This is a genomic window from Micromonospora sp. RTP1Z1 (assembly GCF_033804685.1).
Lineage (GTDB): Bacteria > Actinomycetota > Actinomycetes > Mycobacteriales > Micromonosporaceae > Micromonospora.
Genome location: NZ_JAPFQV010000053.1, coordinates 1 through 17771 on the forward strand (window position 1 = coordinate 1; position 17771 = coordinate 17771).

General features: G+C 68.8%; 17 protein-coding genes and 3 pseudogenes. 9 read left to right on the forward strand and 11 right to left on the reverse strand.

Features of this window, described 5'->3' with window-relative positions; genetic code table 11:
* Positions 1–199: 199 nt before the first annotated feature.
* A pseudogene (locus SLP03_RS23180) lies at positions 200–1644 on the reverse strand (IS3 family transposase).
* On the opposite strand from SLP03_RS23180, the gene SLP03_RS23185 reads away from it, so the two are divergent.
* Positions 1609–2175, forward strand: coding sequence for a class I SAM-dependent methyltransferase (locus SLP03_RS23185; RefSeq protein ID WP_319462736.1), 567 nt, complete (start codon positions 1609–1611; stop codon positions 2173–2175). The pseudogene SLP03_RS23180 and the gene SLP03_RS23185 sit on opposite strands and share 36 nt — an antisense overlap.
* Positions 2176–2219: 44 nt before the next feature.
* Here the strand turns inward: SLP03_RS23185 and SLP03_RS23190 are convergent, their stop codons facing one another.
* Positions 2220–3080 (reverse strand): alpha/beta hydrolase, encoded by an 861-nt coding sequence (locus SLP03_RS23190; protein ID WP_319462737.1) that lies wholly within the window; start codon positions 3078–3080, stop codon positions 2220–2222.
* A 206-nt stretch (positions 3081–3286) separates the two neighbouring features.
* The gene (locus SLP03_RS23195; RefSeq protein WP_319462738.1) at positions 3287–3880 is read right to left on the reverse strand and encodes a hypothetical protein; all 594 of its coding nucleotides are present in this window, start codon (positions 3878–3880) and stop codon (positions 3287–3289) included.
* On the opposite strand from SLP03_RS23195, the gene SLP03_RS23200 reads away from it, so the two are divergent.
* Together SLP03_RS23200 and SLP03_RS23205 are read left to right on the forward strand one after the other, a co-directional pair.
* Positions 3879–4121: a hypothetical protein gene (locus SLP03_RS23200; RefSeq protein ID WP_319462739.1), complete on the forward strand. Its 243-nt coding sequence runs from the start codon at positions 3879–3881 to the stop codon at positions 4119–4121. The genes SLP03_RS23195 and SLP03_RS23200 overlap by 2 nt on opposite strands.
* 109 nt (positions 4122–4230) lie before the next feature.
* Entirely contained in the window at positions 4231–4503 is a 273-nt protein-coding gene (locus SLP03_RS23205; protein WP_319462740.1) for a hypothetical protein, read from the forward strand.
* 332 nt (positions 4504–4835) lie between these two features.
* On the opposite strand, the pseudogene SLP03_RS31715 reads toward SLP03_RS23205, so the two are convergent.
* The 5 genes and pseudogenes from SLP03_RS31715 to SLP03_RS23230 form a co-directional block, all read right to left on the reverse strand.
* Positions 4836–4910 (reverse strand): annotated as a pseudogene (locus SLP03_RS31715) (integrase core domain-containing protein); the annotation flags it as partial.
* A 336-nt stretch (positions 4911–5246) separates the two neighbouring features.
* On the reverse strand, positions 5247–6590 hold the full coding sequence (locus SLP03_RS23215; RefSeq protein ID WP_319462741.1) for an IS701 family transposase: 1344 nt from the start codon (positions 6588–6590) through the stop codon (positions 5247–5249).
* A gap of 118 nt (positions 6591–6708) precedes the next feature.
* Complete coding sequence (locus tag SLP03_RS23220) at positions 6709–7023, reverse strand: hypothetical protein (protein ID WP_319462742.1); 315 nt, start codon at positions 7021–7023, stop codon at positions 6709–6711.
* Between the two features lie 292 nt (positions 7024–7315).
* The gene (locus SLP03_RS23225) at positions 7316–7639 is read right to left on the reverse strand and encodes a hypothetical protein (protein ID WP_319462743.1); all 324 of its coding nucleotides are present in this window, start codon (positions 7637–7639) and stop codon (positions 7316–7318) included.
* Positions 7640–8115: 476 nt separating this feature from the next.
* On the reverse strand, positions 8116–8307 hold the full coding sequence (locus tag SLP03_RS23230) for a hypothetical protein (RefSeq protein ID WP_319462744.1): 192 nt from the start codon (positions 8305–8307) through the stop codon (positions 8116–8118).
* Positions 8308–8788: 481 nt separating this feature from the next.
* Here SLP03_RS23230 and SLP03_RS23235 point away from each other — a divergent pair, with 481 nt between their 5' ends.
* The 3 genes and pseudogenes from SLP03_RS23235 to SLP03_RS23245 all read left to right on the forward strand — a co-directional run.
* Positions 8789–9172: a DUF4878 domain-containing protein gene (locus SLP03_RS23235; RefSeq protein WP_319462745.1), complete on the forward strand. Its 384-nt coding sequence runs from the start codon at positions 8789–8791 to the stop codon at positions 9170–9172.
* A 248-nt stretch (positions 9173–9420) separates the two neighbouring features.
* Positions 9421–9861, forward strand: a complete 441-nt coding sequence (locus tag SLP03_RS31720) for a transposase (protein ID WP_413644714.1) — start codon at positions 9421–9423, stop codon at positions 9859–9861.
* A 178-nt stretch (positions 9862–10039) separates the two neighbouring features.
* Positions 10040–10612, forward strand: a pseudogene (locus SLP03_RS23245) (helix-turn-helix domain-containing protein); the annotation flags it as partial.
* A 230-nt stretch (positions 10613–10842) separates the two neighbouring features.
* On the opposite strand, the gene SLP03_RS23250 reads toward SLP03_RS23245, so the two are convergent.
* From SLP03_RS23250 to SLP03_RS23260, 3 genes are all read right to left on the reverse strand, one after another.
* Positions 10843–11310 carry a hypothetical protein gene (locus SLP03_RS23250; RefSeq protein ID WP_319462746.1) on the reverse strand — a complete coding sequence of 156 codons (468 nt, stop codon included), beginning with the start codon at positions 11308–11310 and terminating at the stop codon, positions 10843–10845.
* A 315-nt stretch (positions 11311–11625) separates the two neighbouring features.
* Positions 11626–12813 carry a biotin carboxylase gene (locus SLP03_RS23255; protein WP_319462747.1) on the reverse strand — a complete coding sequence of 396 codons (1188 nt, stop codon included), beginning with the start codon at positions 12811–12813 and terminating at the stop codon, positions 11626–11628.
* An 11-nt stretch (positions 12814–12824) separates the two neighbouring features.
* On the reverse strand, positions 12825–14081 hold the full coding sequence (locus tag SLP03_RS23260) for an ATP-grasp domain-containing protein (RefSeq protein ID WP_319462748.1): 1257 nt from the start codon (positions 14079–14081) through the stop codon (positions 12825–12827).
* 175 nt (positions 14082–14256) lie between these two features.
* Between SLP03_RS23260 and SLP03_RS23265 the strand changes: the two genes are divergently transcribed.
* The 3 genes from SLP03_RS23265 to SLP03_RS23275 are packed head-to-tail and all read left to right on the forward strand — an operon-like array spanning position 14257 to position 17761.
* Positions 14257–15246: a hypothetical protein gene (locus SLP03_RS23265; protein WP_319462749.1), complete on the forward strand. Its 990-nt coding sequence runs from the start codon at positions 14257–14259 to the stop codon at positions 15244–15246.
* Positions 15243–16466: an AMP-binding protein gene (locus SLP03_RS23270; RefSeq protein ID WP_319462750.1), complete on the forward strand. Its 1224-nt coding sequence runs from the start codon at positions 15243–15245 to the stop codon at positions 16464–16466. The genes SLP03_RS23265 and SLP03_RS23270 overlap by 4 nt, the downstream gene beginning before the upstream one ends.
* Positions 16463–17761, forward strand: a complete 1299-nt coding sequence (locus tag SLP03_RS23275; protein ID WP_319462751.1) for an MFS transporter — start codon at positions 16463–16465, stop codon at positions 17759–17761. Before SLP03_RS23270 ends, SLP03_RS23275 begins: the two co-directional genes overlap by 4 nt.
* Positions 17762–17771 lie beyond the last annotated feature (10 nt).

Here is a 17771-nt window from a genome sequence, read left to right on the forward strand (position 1 = left end):
GCGCCCACATCCACTGGGCCATGATCGACAACATGAGCCGTCGACTGACCCACGAATCGACCCCATCCTGGCGCGATGACCACCCCGAAACAGACACATCCATACACACCTAGACGGGATGCCCTCTAAGATGCTGGACTTGGCCCGGCAGCGGCTCGGCGATGGCGGAACTTGTCAAGGTCGGTGGGACCAGTGGGTGTTACGCCGCTTGGGGTAGCGGTTGGCCGGCTGCTGGTTCGGGTGGGTTGATCCAGACGGTGTCGGGTAGGTGTAGCGCCTTGGGTCTGGGTCGGGTGGAGAAGCGTTCGGGGTGGGCGGTCCAGGCGGTGTCGAGGGCGTGGGCGCGGAGGGCCTGCTGGGCTGTGGCGTGGCCGTAGTGAACATCGGCGGGGGTGTGGAGACCGATCCCGGCGTGGTGGTGCTCGTGGTTGTACCACTGGAAGAACGTGTCGCAGAACGCACGGGCGTCGGCCAGTGACCCGAAGCGTTCGGGGAACGTGGGGTGGTACTTCACGGTCTTGAACGCGGCCTCGGAGAAGGGGTTGTCGTTGCTGACCCGTGGCCGTGAGTGCGAGCGGGTGACGTGCAGATCGGCTAGGAGCGTCGCGACGCGTTTGGAGGTCATCGAGGTGCCGCGGTCGGCGTGCACGACCTGCGGGACGCCGTGGGTGGTGATGATCTCGGAGATGAAGTCGTAGGCGATCTCGGCGCTCTCTCTGGCGGCGACGTGGTGGCCGACGACGTACCTGGAGTAGATGTCGATCATGACGTAGGCGTCGTAGTACAAGCCCTTGGTCGGGCCGGGCAGTTTCGTGATGTCCCAGGTGAACACCTGGCCGGGTGCGGTGGCGGTCAACTCCGGGCGTGCTCGGGTGGGATGTCGGGCTTGGCGGCGCCGGTCGACGACCTGGTTGTTGGCGCGCAGGATCCGGTAGAGGGTGGCCACCGAGGCCAGGTAGACGCCTTCGTCGAGCAGCGTCGCGAACGCCTCGGTCACGGTGGTGTCGACGAACCGGTCACTGTCGAGCACCGCCAGGGCGTGGGCGCGTTCGGCGTCGCTGAGTCGGTTCGCCGGCGCTGGCCGCAGCGCCGGCGGGTGCCCATCGGGGGGACGGGAGCGTCGGTGGGCGGTGCTGCGGGCGATCCCGGTCAGCCTGGCCGCTGCGCGGGTCGACGTCGCAGCGGCGCGCAACTGCGCGTGGGCGTCGGTCAGGGCTTGGTCGGCTTGGTGTCGGTGTCCGCGCTCTCGGAGATCTCGGCCAAGAGCGCGTGTGCTTTTCCCATGATGTCCAACGCCGCCTCGGTCCGGGCGATCTTGCGGTTCGCCAGCTCCAACTGGCGGCGCAGCCGGGCGATCTCGGCCTGCTCCCCGCTGGGCTTACCGACGCTCTGGCCCGGCTTCTTACCCTCGAGCAGGCCGGCATCACGGGCACGGCGCCACTCGCACATCAACGACGAATACAAGCCGTTTCGACGCAGTTAGCCGTTGCCGTCGCCCTCGGCGACGGCCTGCTCGTATCCGGCGAGCAGCCGCAGCTTCTCCGCTGGAGCGAACGAACGCCGCCGCGGCCGGTCTGATCGAGGTCCCTCCGTCGTCATGGCCCCATCGTGCTTGACGGACGTATCAGTGCTGGAAATCGTCATCGAACGAAGATCCATCCTCGCCCCGGGAGGGCTACTTGCTCTGAACCGCTGGTCTCACCCAACCCTGACACCCAGGGTGGCGCGGCCCTGCATCAGGGCGGTCTGGGCGGCGATCCTCTGCCGTTCCCCGACGCCGCGTTCGATGATGCCATCGCGTGCCTGGTCCTTCACTACCTCGAGGACTGGAAGGCACCGCTCGCCGAGTTGCGGCGCGTGCTTGTACCCGGCGGCCGTCTCATGGTGGCCGTCAACCATCCCTGGGTCTACAAGCTGGTTAGGCCCGACGGCGACTACTTCGCGACCGAAGAGTGGTCCGACGAGTACACCTTCAGCGGCCAGGCCGCCGTGCTGACGTACTGGCACCGGCCACTGCACGCAATAACCAGCGAGTTCACAGCAGCCGGCTTCCGGATCGCAGTCGTGAGCGAACCGCCTCCCGCATCCGGTGCCCGCGAGTTGTTCCCCGAGCTCGTGACATCCCCCTCGGGGTCCTTCCTGTGCTTCCTGTTCTTCGTCCTCGAGGCTGCCTAGTGCGACAGCGCGCAACGACCGGGCGAACGTAGGCTGATACGGCACTAGCCACCCTTGACCCACGTCAGCACTTCCCGCCAGTGGGCAGGAGACGGTGTGTGAGCGGCGTTCTCGCTGATGCGGACCTCGGCGTCGGGCATCCGTGTGGCGATCAGTGGCGCGTCGGCAACAGCTCTGCCGGGGTCGTGTCGACCAGCCCAGATGAGGACGCGGCAGGGCACGTCTCGAAGGTGGAATCCCCACGGACGAATGTCTGTGGCCAGCCAGTCGCTGACCAGGCCGGCGGCGCCTTGGCGGGCGCCTTCGAGGTTGGACTCCTCATTTGGCTGCATCCAGGTGTCCTGGCCAGTCGCAAGCAGTTCTCGGTGCTTTTTGAGGGGGTCGTCCGCGTACCAGGCGGCAGCGCGAGTCACGTAGCGGCGGCCGAGTCCCGGGATGTTGCAAACCGTCCACGCTTGAAGCCGCTGCCAGCCGCGTACCGTCCGCAGCTCCCGGTATGGGCCGGTGAAACCGGCGGCGACGACGCCGGTAAGGCGTTGCGGGAACCGGGCACCACAGGCCACAGCGTACGGTGCGCCACCGGAGAACCCGACCACTCCGAAACGCTCGATTCCCAGAGATGCCATCAGCGCACCGACCGCATCGGCGACGCCGAGCAGCGTTGGCCGCCGGACAGGTGTCGACCGACCGTATCCAGGCCGGTCCACGGTCATCAGGCGAACGCCCACCAACGCGGCGTCGTCCGGGCGGCTGAGCCGAGAACCTGGCGTGCCATGCAGGTACACCACGGGCACCCCGGCCGGATCGCCGTAATCCGCCCAACCCAGAACCCGATTGTCCGGTAGTGCGAAATCCATGTCGCTTCTCCGCTTCCAGCAGGAAACCGCGGTCGCCTCCACCAGCACTCGGCGGAGTGTCACGCATCATGTGACGCCGACCCGTCACGGATCAAGCGGGGTACGACACCGGCCCGTCCGGCGGTGTCGGGCTTCACAGATGCGTTACGGATCGCATTCAGTTGATCCGTTACACATCCGGCTAGATGATCATGGTTCGGTTCGGCCTAGTTCTCGGACGTCGCAGGGCAGGTGCGGATGCTCGAGGGGCAGCTTCAGCAGCCTGCGTTGTCGGGGACGCCGTCGATATAGACGATGAAAGTGGCGAGGTGGTCGGGGGTGCCGTCGGCCAGGCTGGTCACATCCAGCCGCGCGGTCCTCCCGTTGATCGTCTTGCAGTACCGCAGGTTGGCGTCGCCTGCGTCACCCACCTGGTACTGCCAGCCCGCAGCCTCGACGTCCGGCCCGACGAGGGCGACGAGTTCGTCGACCGTGTACGCGCGGTCGGCGCTGTATTGGCGCCAAACGGTTGCGAACTCCGGTCCTGCCGATTCTTCCCGGTTCTGGGGTACCCGGTGGTCACAGGCGCGGGTCTTGGACGCCTCCTTGAGCAGCCTCCCGTTCGGCGGAGTCAGCGAGAATGCCGGGTCCTTCCGGTATGCCGTCACCGCTGCGGCCTGGTCGCCCGGGGGGAAAGTGCAGCCCAACAAGGGCGTCCTGCGGACTGCCAATCCCGTCAGCGTCAGCAGGACGGCGGCCACGAGAACCCTGGCGACGATGCGTCTGTGCCGTGACGGGGGGACCGGGTCAGCGTCGTTCGTCGCCGCTTCGTCGCTGAGGCGGGAAGCGGGGGGGTCGGTTTCATTCATGGGGATCTCCGAGGGGGAGTCGCCGTCGTGGGGGCTCGGGCTTGCGGGCCTTGAATCTAGCGATGTTCTTCGTGGTGGTGCGGGGGACCTCGGCGAGAACGTGGTCGCGGTCGTGGATGCGGAAGGTAGCGCCGGCGTCTTCGACGGTGACGGTTCGGCCGGCGTGGCTGGTTTCGACGTGGATGCGCTGGCCGGCGATGACGAGGGCGCCGCGGCTGCTGACCGGCCGTTCGACTCGTAGTGGTTCTGCTGCTGGTGGCGGTGGTGGTCCGGCGGGGCGGGCGTCGCGGATGCGGGTCTGTTCAGCCGGGGTCAGCGGGTTGGGCAGGCTGCGCAGCAGGGTCCGGTCGGTGTCGAGAAAGGTGTATGACGCCGCGGTCGAGGCGGACAGTGACGCGCCGGCCGGCGAGGTGATAGCCGATGGGGTGTTGCCGGCCGGCGAGGCTGACCAGTCCGGTGGCGCTGACGAGACGGTCGACCTCGATGGCGGCGCCGGGCTTTACCGGGCTGGCGGTGACCGGGGGTGGTCCGGCGGGGCGGCCTCCGTCGGCGAGGAGCTGACGCAGGTGGTCGGGGGTGAGCCGGGAGGGCACGGTCTTGAGACGGACCCCGCCGAGGAGTAGGTGAACGACGGTGGTGTCGACCCACAGGCCGATCGTGACTCCGGCCCTGGCGGGGCCGAGCCAGAACTGTTGGCCCCAAACGGCGGGGGGCCGGAGGCGGGAACGGTGCGGGTGATCTCGACGGCGAGGTTGAGCGGGTCGATGCCGTTGGCCGAGACGAGCAGCGGGGGCGCGGTGGCTGGCCGGTCATTGTGTGGTGGGCGAGGTTGCGGCACCGTGGCCGGTGACGGCTCATCCGGCCGGGTTTCGTCCGAGGTCAGCCTTGGCGGCAGGCGCAGCGGCAGTTGCGGATCGGTGGGGCGGGCGGTGAATCGGTCTGCCGGGAAGGCCATGTCCAGGGATTGGTGCGGCCGGTTGGTGTTGTATTCGTGCCGGAACGCGTTGATGGCGGCTTGGGCCGCCTCGATGTCGGGCGTTGCGCCCTACCTGTAGTTGGTGTACTGCTGGCCCGCCGGAGGCAGCGTGTAGCAGCGCCTGTAGCAACGATGACGGACGACGGCGCACGATCACGTGCTCCCGGAGGGCCGGACGGGGCGGGCCGGCCGCGGGTGGACGCAGTCGGAAGGTTGCCCAGAACTTGCAAGCGAGGGGTCGACCTGCCTCCGGCCGGGAGGTGTTGGCCGACTGCGAGGCCGGGGGTGGTCGTGATGCACGCAAGAACGGCAGCGACGACCAGGACGAAGGGCATCCTCTCTCGGTTCTGGGGGCAGGCTTCAGTCGCCTAGTACGGCAGCCGCCAATTGCTAGCTGGCCAGGGCGTAGTCGCGGTTCAGTCGGGTGCGTTGGTGGAACCAGCGGGCGCGGGCTTGGTGACGGCGTCGCCAGGTGAGCCAGCGGGTGGCGTGGCCGGGAGGTGTCGGATGGTGGAGGGCGTCGGCGAGTAGCCGTTTGACCTCGTGCACGGTCAGTGGGATGAGTCCGGGGTCGGGCGGTGGTGGCTGGTCGGGTGTGCTCGGTGGCGGGGCTTGGGTGTCGGTGCGGTCTTTGAGGTGGGCGGCGGTGACCGCGCAGACGGCGAGGGCGGCCATGACCAGCACGGTGTGTCGGGCGATCGCGGTGTAGAGGCGGGCTTGGCACTGGTCCAAGCCGAAGTGGTCCTTGCTGAACTCGAAGCACTCCTCGACGGGCCAGCGCAGTCCGGCGGCGCGGATCAGCCTCGTCTTGGTCAGGATCTGTCCCTCGGGCACATGGCAGTAGTGAAAGGCCAGCTCACCGCTGCGCAGGTGACGGCGGACCAGCAGATGGTGGCGGGGTGAGGCGGTGGCGAGCCACGCCCAGGCGTACCAGCGTTGTCCCTTCGACCCCGCCCCTGCCGAGCGGATCTCCCACCCGTGGTTGTCGGCGGTCAGCAGGGTGACGGCCTGGGCGCAGGTCAGACTGTCACCCGAGGGCAGCTCGATCATGAAGGTGGAGGCGACCCGCAGCACGTACGCCTGCCGGTGAGTCTCGAAGAACTCCCGCAGTTGTGTGCAGTTGCCGTACACCTCGTCGCCGCAGACGACGTCGAACACCAGCCCGTCGGCGTACGCGTCAGCACACAGGTCTATGGCCAGCTGGCCCTTGGTGCGGAACTCCAGCTCCGCTGGCAGTCCCATACCCGCCGAGGCCTGCGGGTCGGTGATGTGTTCGGCCGGAATCCACTGGCGGGCGCCGATCAACGCGTGCCCGGTCCGCTCCCGCACATACGACAGGTGCACCGTGTTGATGCCGTTCGCGACCCGACCCGCGCACCCCATGTACTGCCGTTTCACCCCACACGTCGCCTGGCCCTGCTTCTGTTGGCCCGTCTCGTCCAACGCCGCGACCACCAACCCCCGACGCCGCCGACGCGCGGCCGCCGCGTCCAGAGCAGCGACGGCGAACCGCCGGACCTGGCCCATCGCGGCCGTCGTGTCCCACACCGCCCGGTTCAACAACCGCTGCGTGCGGTCCGGCGTGGCGTCCCCAACCTGCTCAGCGATGCTCCACCCGTTGCGCTTCGGCACCCGACTGACCAGCGCCGACACGTACCTGCCCGCGTGCTGCCACGTCTGCGTCCGCACGAAACACGACCGCAGCTCCTCCAACAGCTCGGCCCGTGCCCGCACCGCGCGCCTGGCCGCTACCCTGGCAGCAGCAGCCGCCTTCGATCTTGTAGTCCTCACAAGCACATGATCGACAGGCGGCTGCGTCCACTTCGCACACCCCCCACCGCATCCCGCCAGGTCAGACCACCAATGGCGGCTGCCGTACTAGGAACCACAGATAGCGGTGAGATTCCATCTCGACGACCTCACAGAGCCGGCGAATCTCCGTTCGGCTCTCGTCATCCAGTGCAAAGCCATCCGGCAAGCGGTCCAGCTCGTCAATCAGGGACGGCAGTTGACGAAGGTTGAACATGGTGTCAAGGAAGGCGCAGAGCCCGCCGAGCATGGGGTAGGCCGACCGGTCGAGATCGATGAGTTCTTGCGACCACTCGATGCCGCGGCTTCCCCGGGCGACGATTGCCCCCTGCTCTGTCCTGACCTGCATGTCGATCACGGCCTCACGGTAGGCGCTGACGGCGAGAGGTCGACTGGCAGGGCACCCCCCACCTCGACCATCCTCTGGGGTCCCGCAACGAACTATGACTGCGAGCAGCCAAGCGAGCAGCCAAGGCGGGCGAGCAGTAGCGGACGAGCGCGGACGCGGATACCACGTCGAGTAGAAGGCACGCGGCTGACCGCGCCCCGGAGCTGACTCGTAATGCGTAGGTCAGCGATTCATTCCAGCCGCCCGCCCGAAGGCGGGCGCGGCGCGGTGGCCGGCGAGGGGGTGGCCACGTGACGGGTGGTCAGGTGGCGCGGAGGGTGAGGGTGGCGGTGGCACCCCCCGCCCGGGTGGCCGTGACGGTCCAGCACCCGGCGGCCGGGAAGATCCAGCCGGTGCCCCACTCGTCACCGGGCCGTTGCCAGTTGCTCCCGCCGGGCCCGTGCTCCTCGAGCCAGGTCGGTTCGACCGTCCCGCCGGGTCCGGCGGCCTGGATGGACAGGGCGCCGCGGCCGGTCATCCGGAAGACGATCTTCTCCTCCCGGCCGGCCTGCAGCCCGTTATCGTCCACGAACAGCAGCGCCCACAGTGAGGCGTCCCGACTACCGTCGCCCTCGACCTCTGGCAACCCGGTCGACCCGGATGGATAGGAGACGCTCGTCGGACATGGAGGTGTCGGCCCGCCGGAGGTCCGGGACTGCGGCCCCTGGGTCGTCTCGGACGTGCCGCGAACCGGTGACGGATCGCTGCTCGGCGCGGCGGCAGGGTCCGGACCTGCGGTACATCCGCCGAGCAGGAGCAGAGCCAGCACCCCGGCATGTGGACGAGGAGTCATAGTGACAAGACGGGTCGCACCCGCCCTCCGGTTGCCATCAGCACGAGTCCGACAGCAGCGGTAACTCTCATTAGCAATAGCCTTGGACGAGGACGGCTCAGGCGGTCCGACGACGGCAGCCTGTCGCATGCTGGACCCCAGCAAGGGACACGAGCACCCGGCCTGCACAGAGCTTGTAAGCGAGTTGTCAAGGCGACGAGCACACCGGTCGAGGGGCCGCCAGGATGGTCCTGGGTCGCTTCCCCTGCGTCACGCAGCCGTCTCCGTCGTTACGCCGTCAGGAGCCAGGAAATGCCCCACGCGATCAGGAGCGCGCTGACGAGGACCGACATCGCGAGGGCGATCCGCTCCGTGTGTCGACCGCGGAGCGTGTACGGCGCTTGGGCGACTCGTCGGGCCAGCGGACGACAGAAGACCACGCAGGCGATGCCGGCAAGGATCGCGAGCACGCCGTTGACCATCTCGTCTCCCTCGATCTAGCCGCGAACCGCCAGCGTGCCCGATACCTGCCCGATCTAGCGGTCAACACCGGCAAACAGCGGCACCCGGCGCGGTCACAAACCTCACCGCTCCGTCCGTCGCGGTTAGTCTCACGGCTGGTCAACCGGTAGACAAGCTGGCGGCCTCAGGCCAATGCAAGGCACTTCCCAAGCTGATGGTGCAACGGTGAAGGAGTACGGCGGGCGGAGCCTGGCTCTGAGCCTGAGCGAGACGGAGATGGGGCCGAACGACAAGGTCTCGTCGGCCTCGCTTCCGGCTAGTCAGCATCGTCGCGCTCATCTGCCAGGGCAGAGACGCGGATCACTTCGACGGGGTATCGGACGTTCGGGTGGCATCGAGGACTTCTCGCATCCCCTACCGTCACTACCTATGGCCTACCCGAACCAGGTGTCCCAACCGCCGAAGCGGCGGACGCTGCGAACTGTGTTAATCGTCGTCGGCGTGGTCGTCGTGCTGTGCTGCGGTGGCGCCGGCATCGGCGGCTTCTTCCTGTTCAAGGGGATCAAGGGCGCGACGGATCCGGCGCGGCAGGCCGCCGAGTCGTTCGTGAGCGACCTGGAGGCCGGCGATGCGGACGCGGCGTACGGGCTGTTGTGCAGCGACGCGCGCGGCAGGTACACGAGGGACGCGTTCGCCCAGGGCGTCGCCAAGCAGCCGAAGATCCGCGGCCATAAAGTCGACGGCGTCAACGTGTCGAGCGTCAACGGCCGCACGTCGGCGACGGTGAACATGGGCCTTACGCTGGACAGCGGCTTCACCGACCGGCACACATTCACGCTGGTGAACGAGGACGGCGCCTGGAAGGTGTGCGGCCAGCCGTACTGAGCCCGCGTGCACCGGGCGGCCGGACACCACTGCTCCATCACCCTCAACTCCACCAACAACCGCGGAAGGGCGGGTCTCAGTTCCGGTTCAACGTCTGAGAGAGCCGCTGCCCCCGCCTCACAGCCTTCGGGCTGCCCGCGCAGTAGGTGAAAGACTCTCCCCATGGGGAACTCCCCTCTTGGTCAGGATGGTGTGAGACACCGCGTGTGAGTGCGGGGTGCTGACCGAGGGCGGGATCGGAGATCCTGGTGTACGTGTCGACATCTTCTGCGGACCAGCCCGTGCCGGGTGGGTCTGATCCGGCGCCGCGGCCGTCGCGGCGGGCGTTCAGTCCAGAGTTCAAGCTGCGGATCCTTGCTGAATATGAGGATGCCCCGCATGGGGAGAAAGCGGCGGTGTTGCGGCGGGAAGGGTTGTATTCGTCGCATCTGATCGAGTGGGCGAGAGCCCGCGACGCCGGGGCTCTGACCGGCAGCGGCAGCGACGGGGATTCATCCTCGGGATCGCGGCGGCCGGCTCGGAAGACGGCTGAGCAGATCGAGTTGGAGAAGCTGCGCCGACAGAACGAGAAACTGCAGGCTGATCTGAAGAAGACCCGGATGGCGTTGGACATCATGGGAAAAGCGCACGCGCTCTTGGAAGAACTCTCCGAGAGCGCGGACAACGATCCGCCGCCGAGCAGATCCTGACCACGGCGTTGACCGACCTGGGTTCGGCGGGGATAGGGGTGCAACGCGGCTGCGAGTTGACGGGGACCTCCCGCGCGACCCACTACCGCCGCCGCAGCGGGCTGGGGCCGGTGCACGGGCCGTGGCTGCCGCGGACCCCGCCGCCGTCGGCGCTGTCGGACACCGAACGGGTCCGTATATGACCGACCCCACGGCCTTTGGTGCGCGTCTTCGTGCTCACCGTGAACGCGCAGGGAAGACTCGTCCGGTCCTCGGTGGGCTCCTCGGCCGCAGCGCCGAGTGGATCAAAGCCCTGGAGAATGGCCGCCTCCTCCCGCCCCGCCTACCCATGCTGCTCCGCCTGGCCGAGGTGCTCGACCTCTCCGACCTGGCGGACCTGACCGGCGACCAGTCCCTGCCGGTGGCATCAGTAACCCGCGCCGGCCACCCCGATATCGACAACGTCGCCGCCGCCATGCAGCGCAGTACCGTGCCGGTCGACGATCCGACGCCCGTCGACGCGCTGCGGAGCCTGGTCGACCAGGCGTGGGCGCTGTGGCACCGGTCGACCGTCGAGCGTACGGCCGTCGCCGCGGTGCTTCCCGGGCTGCTGGCTGATGCGCAACGCAGCGCTCGCCGGCTGGACGGCCTGGCCCGCAGGCAGGCGCTGGTCGAATTGGCGCGCGTCTACCACCTTGCGCAGTTGTACATGGCCCACCAGCCGTATCCGGAGTTGGTGTGGCTCGCCGCTGACCGGGCGATGCGCGCCGCGTGCGGGAGCCGCGCGGCGGCGGCGAGGTCGACGTGTCCTGCGAGTTCCGCTGGAGTGAGGGCAGGACGTTCCAGATCGTGCAGGGACTTCACCCGCCTGGACGGCAGCCAGGTCGCCACCGCGTCGGGGCGGCGGGCCGCTGGACCTGTCCGCCCGGCGGCTGGTCCCCGACCCGCGTGCCCGGTTGCGGGAATTCGCCACCGACCCCGGGCCGCTGAATCTGTGACGGTTCAGTCGACGCGCAGAGCCAGCAGGGCGCTCTTGAGCTCGTGCTCGATGTACTGACGGGGATCTCGGTCGGCGACCATGAGCAGGTAGGTGTCCTGCCCGGTCGGGACCCCCGGCACGGAGAACCAGAACCGGCAGGTGCCGTCAATGAGCGCGCGGGCGTCGGTCAGCTTCCCGCCGGCGAACCCGTCGCCGGTCGTGATGAGCACCGGCGCGCCGTCCTTGATGTCGGCGTGGTCGCCCGTGCCGGCGCAGCCGCCGTGGTCGTCCCTGGTGAAGGACGCGCCGTCGCCGAGCAGCACCGCGCCTGAGACGACGAAGGTCTCCGCTGGCGGTCTGCTCGCTGCGGCAGGGGTACGGGGTCCACTGTTGTTCAGGAACATGGTGACGGCGAGTGCGAGCCCCGCGGTGGCGCCGGCCCACATCCAGACCGGACGCCGTGCGGTCGGCTCCGGGTGCGACGGCTGCATGCGGTCTCTCCTGTCGAGGTTAGGACGGCGGGACGCCCGGGGGAGTGTGTCGAAGATCGTTTATCCCCGCAACCCCGTTCAGGGCGTTCATCGGGCAGCCACCACCGCCGCGTACTCGCCGTTTCTGGCCTACCTCGACCAGCAGACCCACCGACGTTCCTCTGCGTGACCCCGCCCCGGGCGCCGTCCCCGGCCCGCGCGTCGGGAGCCACGATGGGTCAGCAGAAACGCGGCCAACGCGCTTGCCCGCACCGGGGCGACGCGGAAGATCGCGAACGGCAGCAGTGGCTGCGACGCCCACCGCAACGGCGCCGGCTACAACACCGGCTCGGCGCGCACGTGGTAGCCGCGTGCGGTGGCGATGATCGCCTCCTCGACCGCCGCCGAACTGCTGCCACGGAAGCGGAAGCGTCCGCCGACGTGCTCGTAGTAGGCATCCGCTGCGGGAATGACCTCACCCGGCTGTAGCAGGGCCTCGGCGTATGGGCCCGGGACGGTGCCCAGCATTGGGGTCACCTGGGCGATGCGGCACGGGCGCGCCGCGGGCGCGGGGACGAGTAGCCAGCCGGCCACCTCGCGAAACGGTGTTCTGAACGGCCGCGGCCGCTCGCCGAGCGCCATGCGGAACGCAGCCTCCATCAGGTCGTAGCCGTGTACCTCGTTCCACAGGAACGGGATCTCCGCGCCGCCGACGCGCGCGCCCACTTCGAGGAAGGTGCACGAGCCCGTGTCTCGATCGCAGAAGATCTCCAGATGGAACACCGTCGGTCCGTCGGCCAGCGCCGCCAGCGTCTGCTCGGTGAACGCGCCGATCGAGGCCATCAGCGCCGGATCGTCCTCCTCCACCGACCCGAGCACGTCCCCGCGGCGGAAGCCGAGGCACGAGTTCACGTACCGGGACGCGCGGAACGGGCCGAGGCCCGTGCCGTCGGTGAACCCGTCGACATGGTAGATCTGGCGCGGGTCGTACGCCTGCACCAGCAGCGGGCCGTACGACTCGAAGTCCAGCTCGATGGGTTCGGAGGTCACCAGCGTCACCCCGGCGCTCGAGCTTCCTGTTCGTGGTTTCACCACGACAGGCCAGCCGTGCGCGGCTGCGAACTCGACCACCGCCTCCATCGACGGCGCAGGAGCGAAGGCCGGCACCGCCAGGCCCGCGGCCTGGACAGCGGTAAGCATGATCAGTTTGTCCCGGAAGCGGATCAGGTTCGGCCGCGTAGGCCCGGGGCAGCCCCATTCCTCGCGCAGCTGCGCCGCGACCAGCAGGTCGTCCTCCTTCAGTGCGATGATCAGTGCGGGCGCCCCGTATCGCGCGGCGAGCACCTGGATCCGATCCCGTACCGAGGGAAGGTCATCGGTCGCGCCGACCAGGGCGACCTCGGCCGCGGTCCGCGGTACCCCGGACTCGCCGACCTCGGTCGTCACGTAGGTGACCGCGAACTCGTCATGGTCAATGTAATCGGTATAGGACGCGTACCGGGCCCGCCACCGGTGGATGATCACGACGTGTGGCTTCACGACGCGTCTCCGATCTCATAGAACGACGGGCCGTCGACGTAGCGGATGGTGCCGAAGTCGCGTAGGACGATCTCTTCTGTCGGGTGGCACAGGTTGACGATCAGCGGCGTGGTCAGGTCGTCGATCGTGCGGCGCAGCCGACCGCCGGGCGTGACGACTGGGCGGATGTCGAACAGGCTCTCCAGCCGTTCGATCACCGGCAGCAGCGGGTACGAGCGCAGCGGCGCGTCCACGGACGACACCGTCCACGCGCTCACGAAGTGCTTGCGTACCACGTAGTCGTCCTTCCAGCGCTCGGCGAAACGCTGCGGCCGCACGTACGCGTCGACGATCCACTCCAACTGGCCCTCGCCGATCGCCAACTGCGCGAAGTACGGCAGGTCAAGGCCCGACATCCGGGCGCCCACCTCGACCAGGCACGGCCCGTCCGGGGTCAACTTGACCTCCATGTGCGCTGCGCCGTAGCAGATGCCGAGGGCGTCGAGCACGTCCCGTGCGTACGGCAGCAGCGCCTCCTGAACCTCCCCGTGCCGCGGCAACAGCCGGACGCCGACGGTGAGGTCGGTGATGCCGTTGGCGGTGATCTTCTCGTACTTCCACAGGTCGGTGATGTGGTGCTGGCCGTCGCAGCTGACGGTGTTCACCACGTACTCGCCGCCGACCAGGTACTCCTGCGCCACCACCGCGTCGTTGCGGAACGAGAAGATGTTCTCCGCACCAAGGATGGACCGGTAGGCGGCGACCGACTGCGCCGGAGTGTCGCAGAACGCGACGCCGTCGCCGGCGGCGCTGCGGATCGGCTTGACCACGATCCGGCCCCCGATGGCCTCATGCCATGCGGTCAGCTCCTCCGCCGAGGACACCAGCAGCTGCCTGGTCGCCCGCAGGCCCGCGGCGCGCAGCGTCTCGATCTGCGCGTACTTGTCGCGGCGGGCCGCGCTCAGCGCGGTGCCGTTCGTCGCCAGGCCGAGCGCCTCGCTGAGCCGATCGGCGAACTCGACGCCGACCTCGCCGCCGGCCACCACCGCGACGGGCTCGTGGGCGGCGACCGCCTGCAGGGTCGCTGCGAAGTCCCCGTCGTGCACGATGTTGGCGGCGTACGGGGAGAGGTCGAAGCTGGTCCGGTAGACCGCTGGTGGCTCGGGCGTACTCTGCACGCGAACGACGTCGTATCCGATCTTGTGAAACTCCGGGGCGAGCCGGCGGGTCGGCGTGTAGGCGTCGACGATCACGGCTTTGGGCTGGGCGTTCATCGCCTCACCTCGCGGTTGTGACTGAGTGACCGCGGCCGAGCCTGCCCCGGACCGCCACGGATCCGCTGCGAATCCGCTGGACGCCGGCGTCGATGAGATACGCATCGAATCTGTAGCCGCCATTGCCACGCTCGGGCCCGTCTAGCCGACGGACCCAGCTGGGGCAGGTGAAGCCATGCCGGATACCACGTTGCAACGCATGATCTGGGTGTTTCCCGACCGTGAATCGACGCGCACCAACGCCAAGTGGAACGCGGCGTTCTGGCGGACCTATGAAGAGGTCGCCAAGGAGGTCGGGCTCACGTGGGAACGCACCGCCCCCGAGGCGGTCACTGTCGACGCGCTCGACCCGTCCGCGCCGATGGTGTACGTGGACGGTGAGCGCGTGGATCCGTGGGACACCTTGTTCGTGACCTCCCCGTACACGCTGCCGTACCAGATGGCGGACGCGTTCAACCAGTTCACGCTGTACGCGGTGCTGGAGCACGCGGGGTTCTACCTGCCGCACCCGGCCCGGTACGCCGCGGTCTTCAACGACAAGCTGGCCACGCTGCTGTTCCTGGCCGACTGCCCGATCTCTCCGGTGCCGACAGTGCGCATCACACCCGGGCGTGACCTGCTGTTCGACGAGTTCCTGCCGACCGTGCGACGGCTACCGTATCCGGCGTTCGTGAAGCCGGCCGGATGGATGGCGTCGCGCGGCATCAACCTCGCCCGGGACACGCACGACGTCCGTGGGCTGCTCAGCCTAGCCCAGGGCGGGGACACCACGCTGGCCCTCCAGCCGTACCTCGGTGTTCGTACCGTGGACTACCGGGTCTACATGGTGGACGGTGAGCCGCACACGACAATGGTGCGGATCCCCGGCGACGGTGCGATCTATCCCCAGGTCAGCACGGGCGCGAAGATCCACTTCACCGACCTGCCGGCCGAGCTCGTCCCGGCCACCGAGTATCTCGCGGCGAAGCTACCGGTCCCGTACTACTGCGCCGACTTCCTGCACGACGGCGAGCGGTTCTGGCTGTCGGAGATCGAGCCCGACGGCATGATCGTCTGCCCCGACCCGACGTCGGCCCAGGTGGTCCAGACGCAGCGGGCGATCGTCAAGGACCGGTTCCTGGCGTACGCGAGGGCACACGCCGAGTTCGACGGCGGTGCTCGATGACCGCGGCATTCGCGACCCCCAACCCGCTGGCGCTACAGGTGGCCCGACAGACGCTCGACAAGCTCCGCCGTGTGCCGGCGCTCGCCGACCGGTACGCCGACATCGTCTCGCTGGACAGCCTCGAGGACCTGATCCACGTACCGGTCATGCGCAAGGACGACCTCAACGTGGCGCTGGACTTCCTCAAGCCTCGCGCACACAGCGGCGCGACCTGGACGTTCCAGAGCGGCGGCAGCACCGGCGAACCCAAGCTCGGGTACGCCCCCAGCGGCCTGTACATGGATGAGGTGTACGCACACTGGAGGGCCCTGGACCCCGACGACATATTCGTCAACGGCTGGGGCGCGGGCAAGCTGTGGGGCGCGCACTACCTGATGGCCGCCTACGCGGACCTGGCCGGCTGCACGGGCATCGGCCTCGGCGCGGTGAACCGGTCGGAGTACGACGCCTGGCTGGATTTCTTCGCCACCCGCCGGGTGACCGCGTTCGGAGGCACTCCGAGCGTGTTGCGTCCGATCTTCGGCCGGGCCCGCGACCTCGGCATCAAGCTGCCGGACCTGCGCAAAGTGCTGTGGCTGGGCGAGGCGTGGAACCCGGGCCTGGCCGAGGACCTGCCGGCGATCGCACCCGGCGCGCGCCGCTGGGGCCTGTACGGCAGCACGGAGACGTGGGTGGCCGGGACGAACACGCCCGAGTGCGCCGCCGACGTCTGGCACCCGCTGCCGTCGCAGTTGATCCACATCGGATCGGGCCAGCTCCTGGACTTCACCTCGCTGAAGCCGCACGGCCTGAACCCGGTGCTGCGGTACCAGACCGGCGACGCCGGCGAGTGGGTGCCGTGCACGTGCGGCTCTCCCGACCGGGCGCTGCGTGTGCTCGGCCGGCGGGACGGCGAGGTGAAGTTCCGTGGCCTGCTGCTCAACGCGGATGCGGTGATCGCCGCGGTCGCGGCCCGGCCCGAGGTGTCCCAGGTCCAGCTCCTCATCACCGAGTACGCCTCGCGCGGCAGCACGCTCGAGGTCCTCGTCGTGCCCGCCCGCGACGCGCCGGCCGACGTGACCGACAAGGTGCGTGAGCACATCCTCAGCTCCGCCTTCGGTGGGCCCAGTACGGCCTTCCACCGCGATCCTGAGGCGTTGGAGGTACGGCTGGTCGAGGAACTGATCCCGAATGAGCGCACCGGCAAGACGTCCGGTCTGATCCAGCGGCGGGCGTCATGACGGCGACCGTCGCTACCGCCGGCCCGATCCAGAAGGGCCTGGGCCGCGATTTCAACCTGCTGTGGGCGGGGCAGACCGTCAGCAACATCGGCGACAGAATCAACTTGTTCGTGGTGCCGACGGTGATGATCCTGCTGCTGAACGCCTCCGCGTTCCAGGTCGGTCTCGTCGGCATGGCCCAGTACCTCGCGATTCCGCTGCTCAGTCTCGTCGCCGGCGTGCTCGTCGACCGGTGGGACCTGCGCCGGACGCTGGTCTGGTGCGATGTCATCCGGTTTGCGGTGATAGCGGCGATCCCGCTCGCGTACTGGCTGGGCGTGCTGTCCGTGCCGTTGTTGTTCGTATGCGTGGCCGTAGCGAACGCGACGGCGGTGTTCTTCAACATCGGCTACACCGCGACGATCTCCGCGATCGTACCCGTGGAGGGCCGGGTCAGGGCGTACTCGCGGTTGGAGACCAGCCGGACCTCGTCGGAGGTCGTGGGTCCGGCGATCGCCAGCGGACTGTATTCGCTGCTGGGGCTGGCGGCGCTGCTCGTCGACGCGGCCAGCTTCCTGGTCTCCGCCGCCAGCATCAAGGCGATGCGTCCATACGGAGCCACCCTCGCCCGGAAGGATCCGATGTGGACCAGGCTCATGGCGGGCATCCGGTTGAACTGGCAGGACCGGGTGCTGCGCGGCACCCTCATCGGTACACTGCTGCTCAACTGCGGCGGGCCGATCTTCGTCACCGTCCTGCCGATCCTCGCCTACCGCGGGCTCGGGCTCTCGGTGGTCGCCTTCGGCACGGCGATGTCAGTGGCCGCGGCGGCCGCCGTCGTCGGCGCGCTGCTGGCGCAGCGGGCCAACGAGCTGATCGGCCCGGCCCGGATGATGCCGTGGGCGGTGTTCCTGCACTGCTTCGTCGGCCTGGGCGTCCTGCTCGCGCCGGCACTGCCGCCCGTGATCGTGCTCGGCCTGACGCTGTCGTTCTACGGCGTGTTCATGGTCTGGTACAACGTCAGCACCGCCGCGGTCCGCCAAGCCCGCGTGCCCTCCTCCGACCAGGCCGTGTCGCACGCCGCTTTTCGGACCGTGACCTGGGGTGTGATCCCGTTCGCGGCGCTGGCCGGAGGCGTCCTGGTGGACGCGCTGACCGGCCAGTTCGGGACGCTGAACGCTGCGAAGATCACGATGGTGGCCGGCACGATGATCGGCGTCCTGTTCGCCTGGATTCCCCTCGCACCGTCGCAACGGCGGCTTGACCGCGAGGCCGCCCAGCGGCGTGCCGAGATGCCCGCGGAGGTGGCGGCGTGAGCGCGAGGAG

Coding starts and splice junctions, on each gene's coding strand:
- SLP03_RS23230 (WP_319462744.1), bottom strand. CDS start 8,307: ATGGTCAACGGCGTGCTCGCGATCCTTGCCGGCATCGCCTGCGTGGTC.
- SLP03_RS23270 (WP_319462750.1), top strand. CDS start 15,243: ATGACCGCGGCATTCGCGACCCCCAACCCGCTGGCGCTACAGGTGGCC.
- SLP03_RS23200 (WP_319462739.1), top strand. CDS start 3,879: ATGGGGATCTCCGAGGGGGAGTCGCCGTCGTGGGGGCTCGGGCTTGCG.
- SLP03_RS23275 (WP_319462751.1), top strand. CDS start 16,463: ATGACGGCGACCGTCGCTACCGCCGGCCCGATCCAGAAGGGCCTGGGC.
- SLP03_RS23195 (WP_319462738.1), bottom strand. CDS start 3,880: ATGAATGAAACCGACCCCCCCGCTTCCCGCCTCAGCGACGAAGCGGCG.
- SLP03_RS23265 (WP_319462749.1), top strand. CDS start 14,257: ATGCCGGATACCACGTTGCAACGCATGATCTGGGTGTTTCCCGACCGT.
- SLP03_RS23250 (WP_319462746.1), bottom strand. CDS start 11,310: ATGCAGCCGTCGCACCCGGAGCCGACCGCACGGCGTCCGGTCTGGATG.
- SLP03_RS23260 (WP_319462748.1), bottom strand. CDS start 14,081: ATGAACGCCCAGCCCAAAGCCGTGATCGTCGACGCCTACACGCCGACC.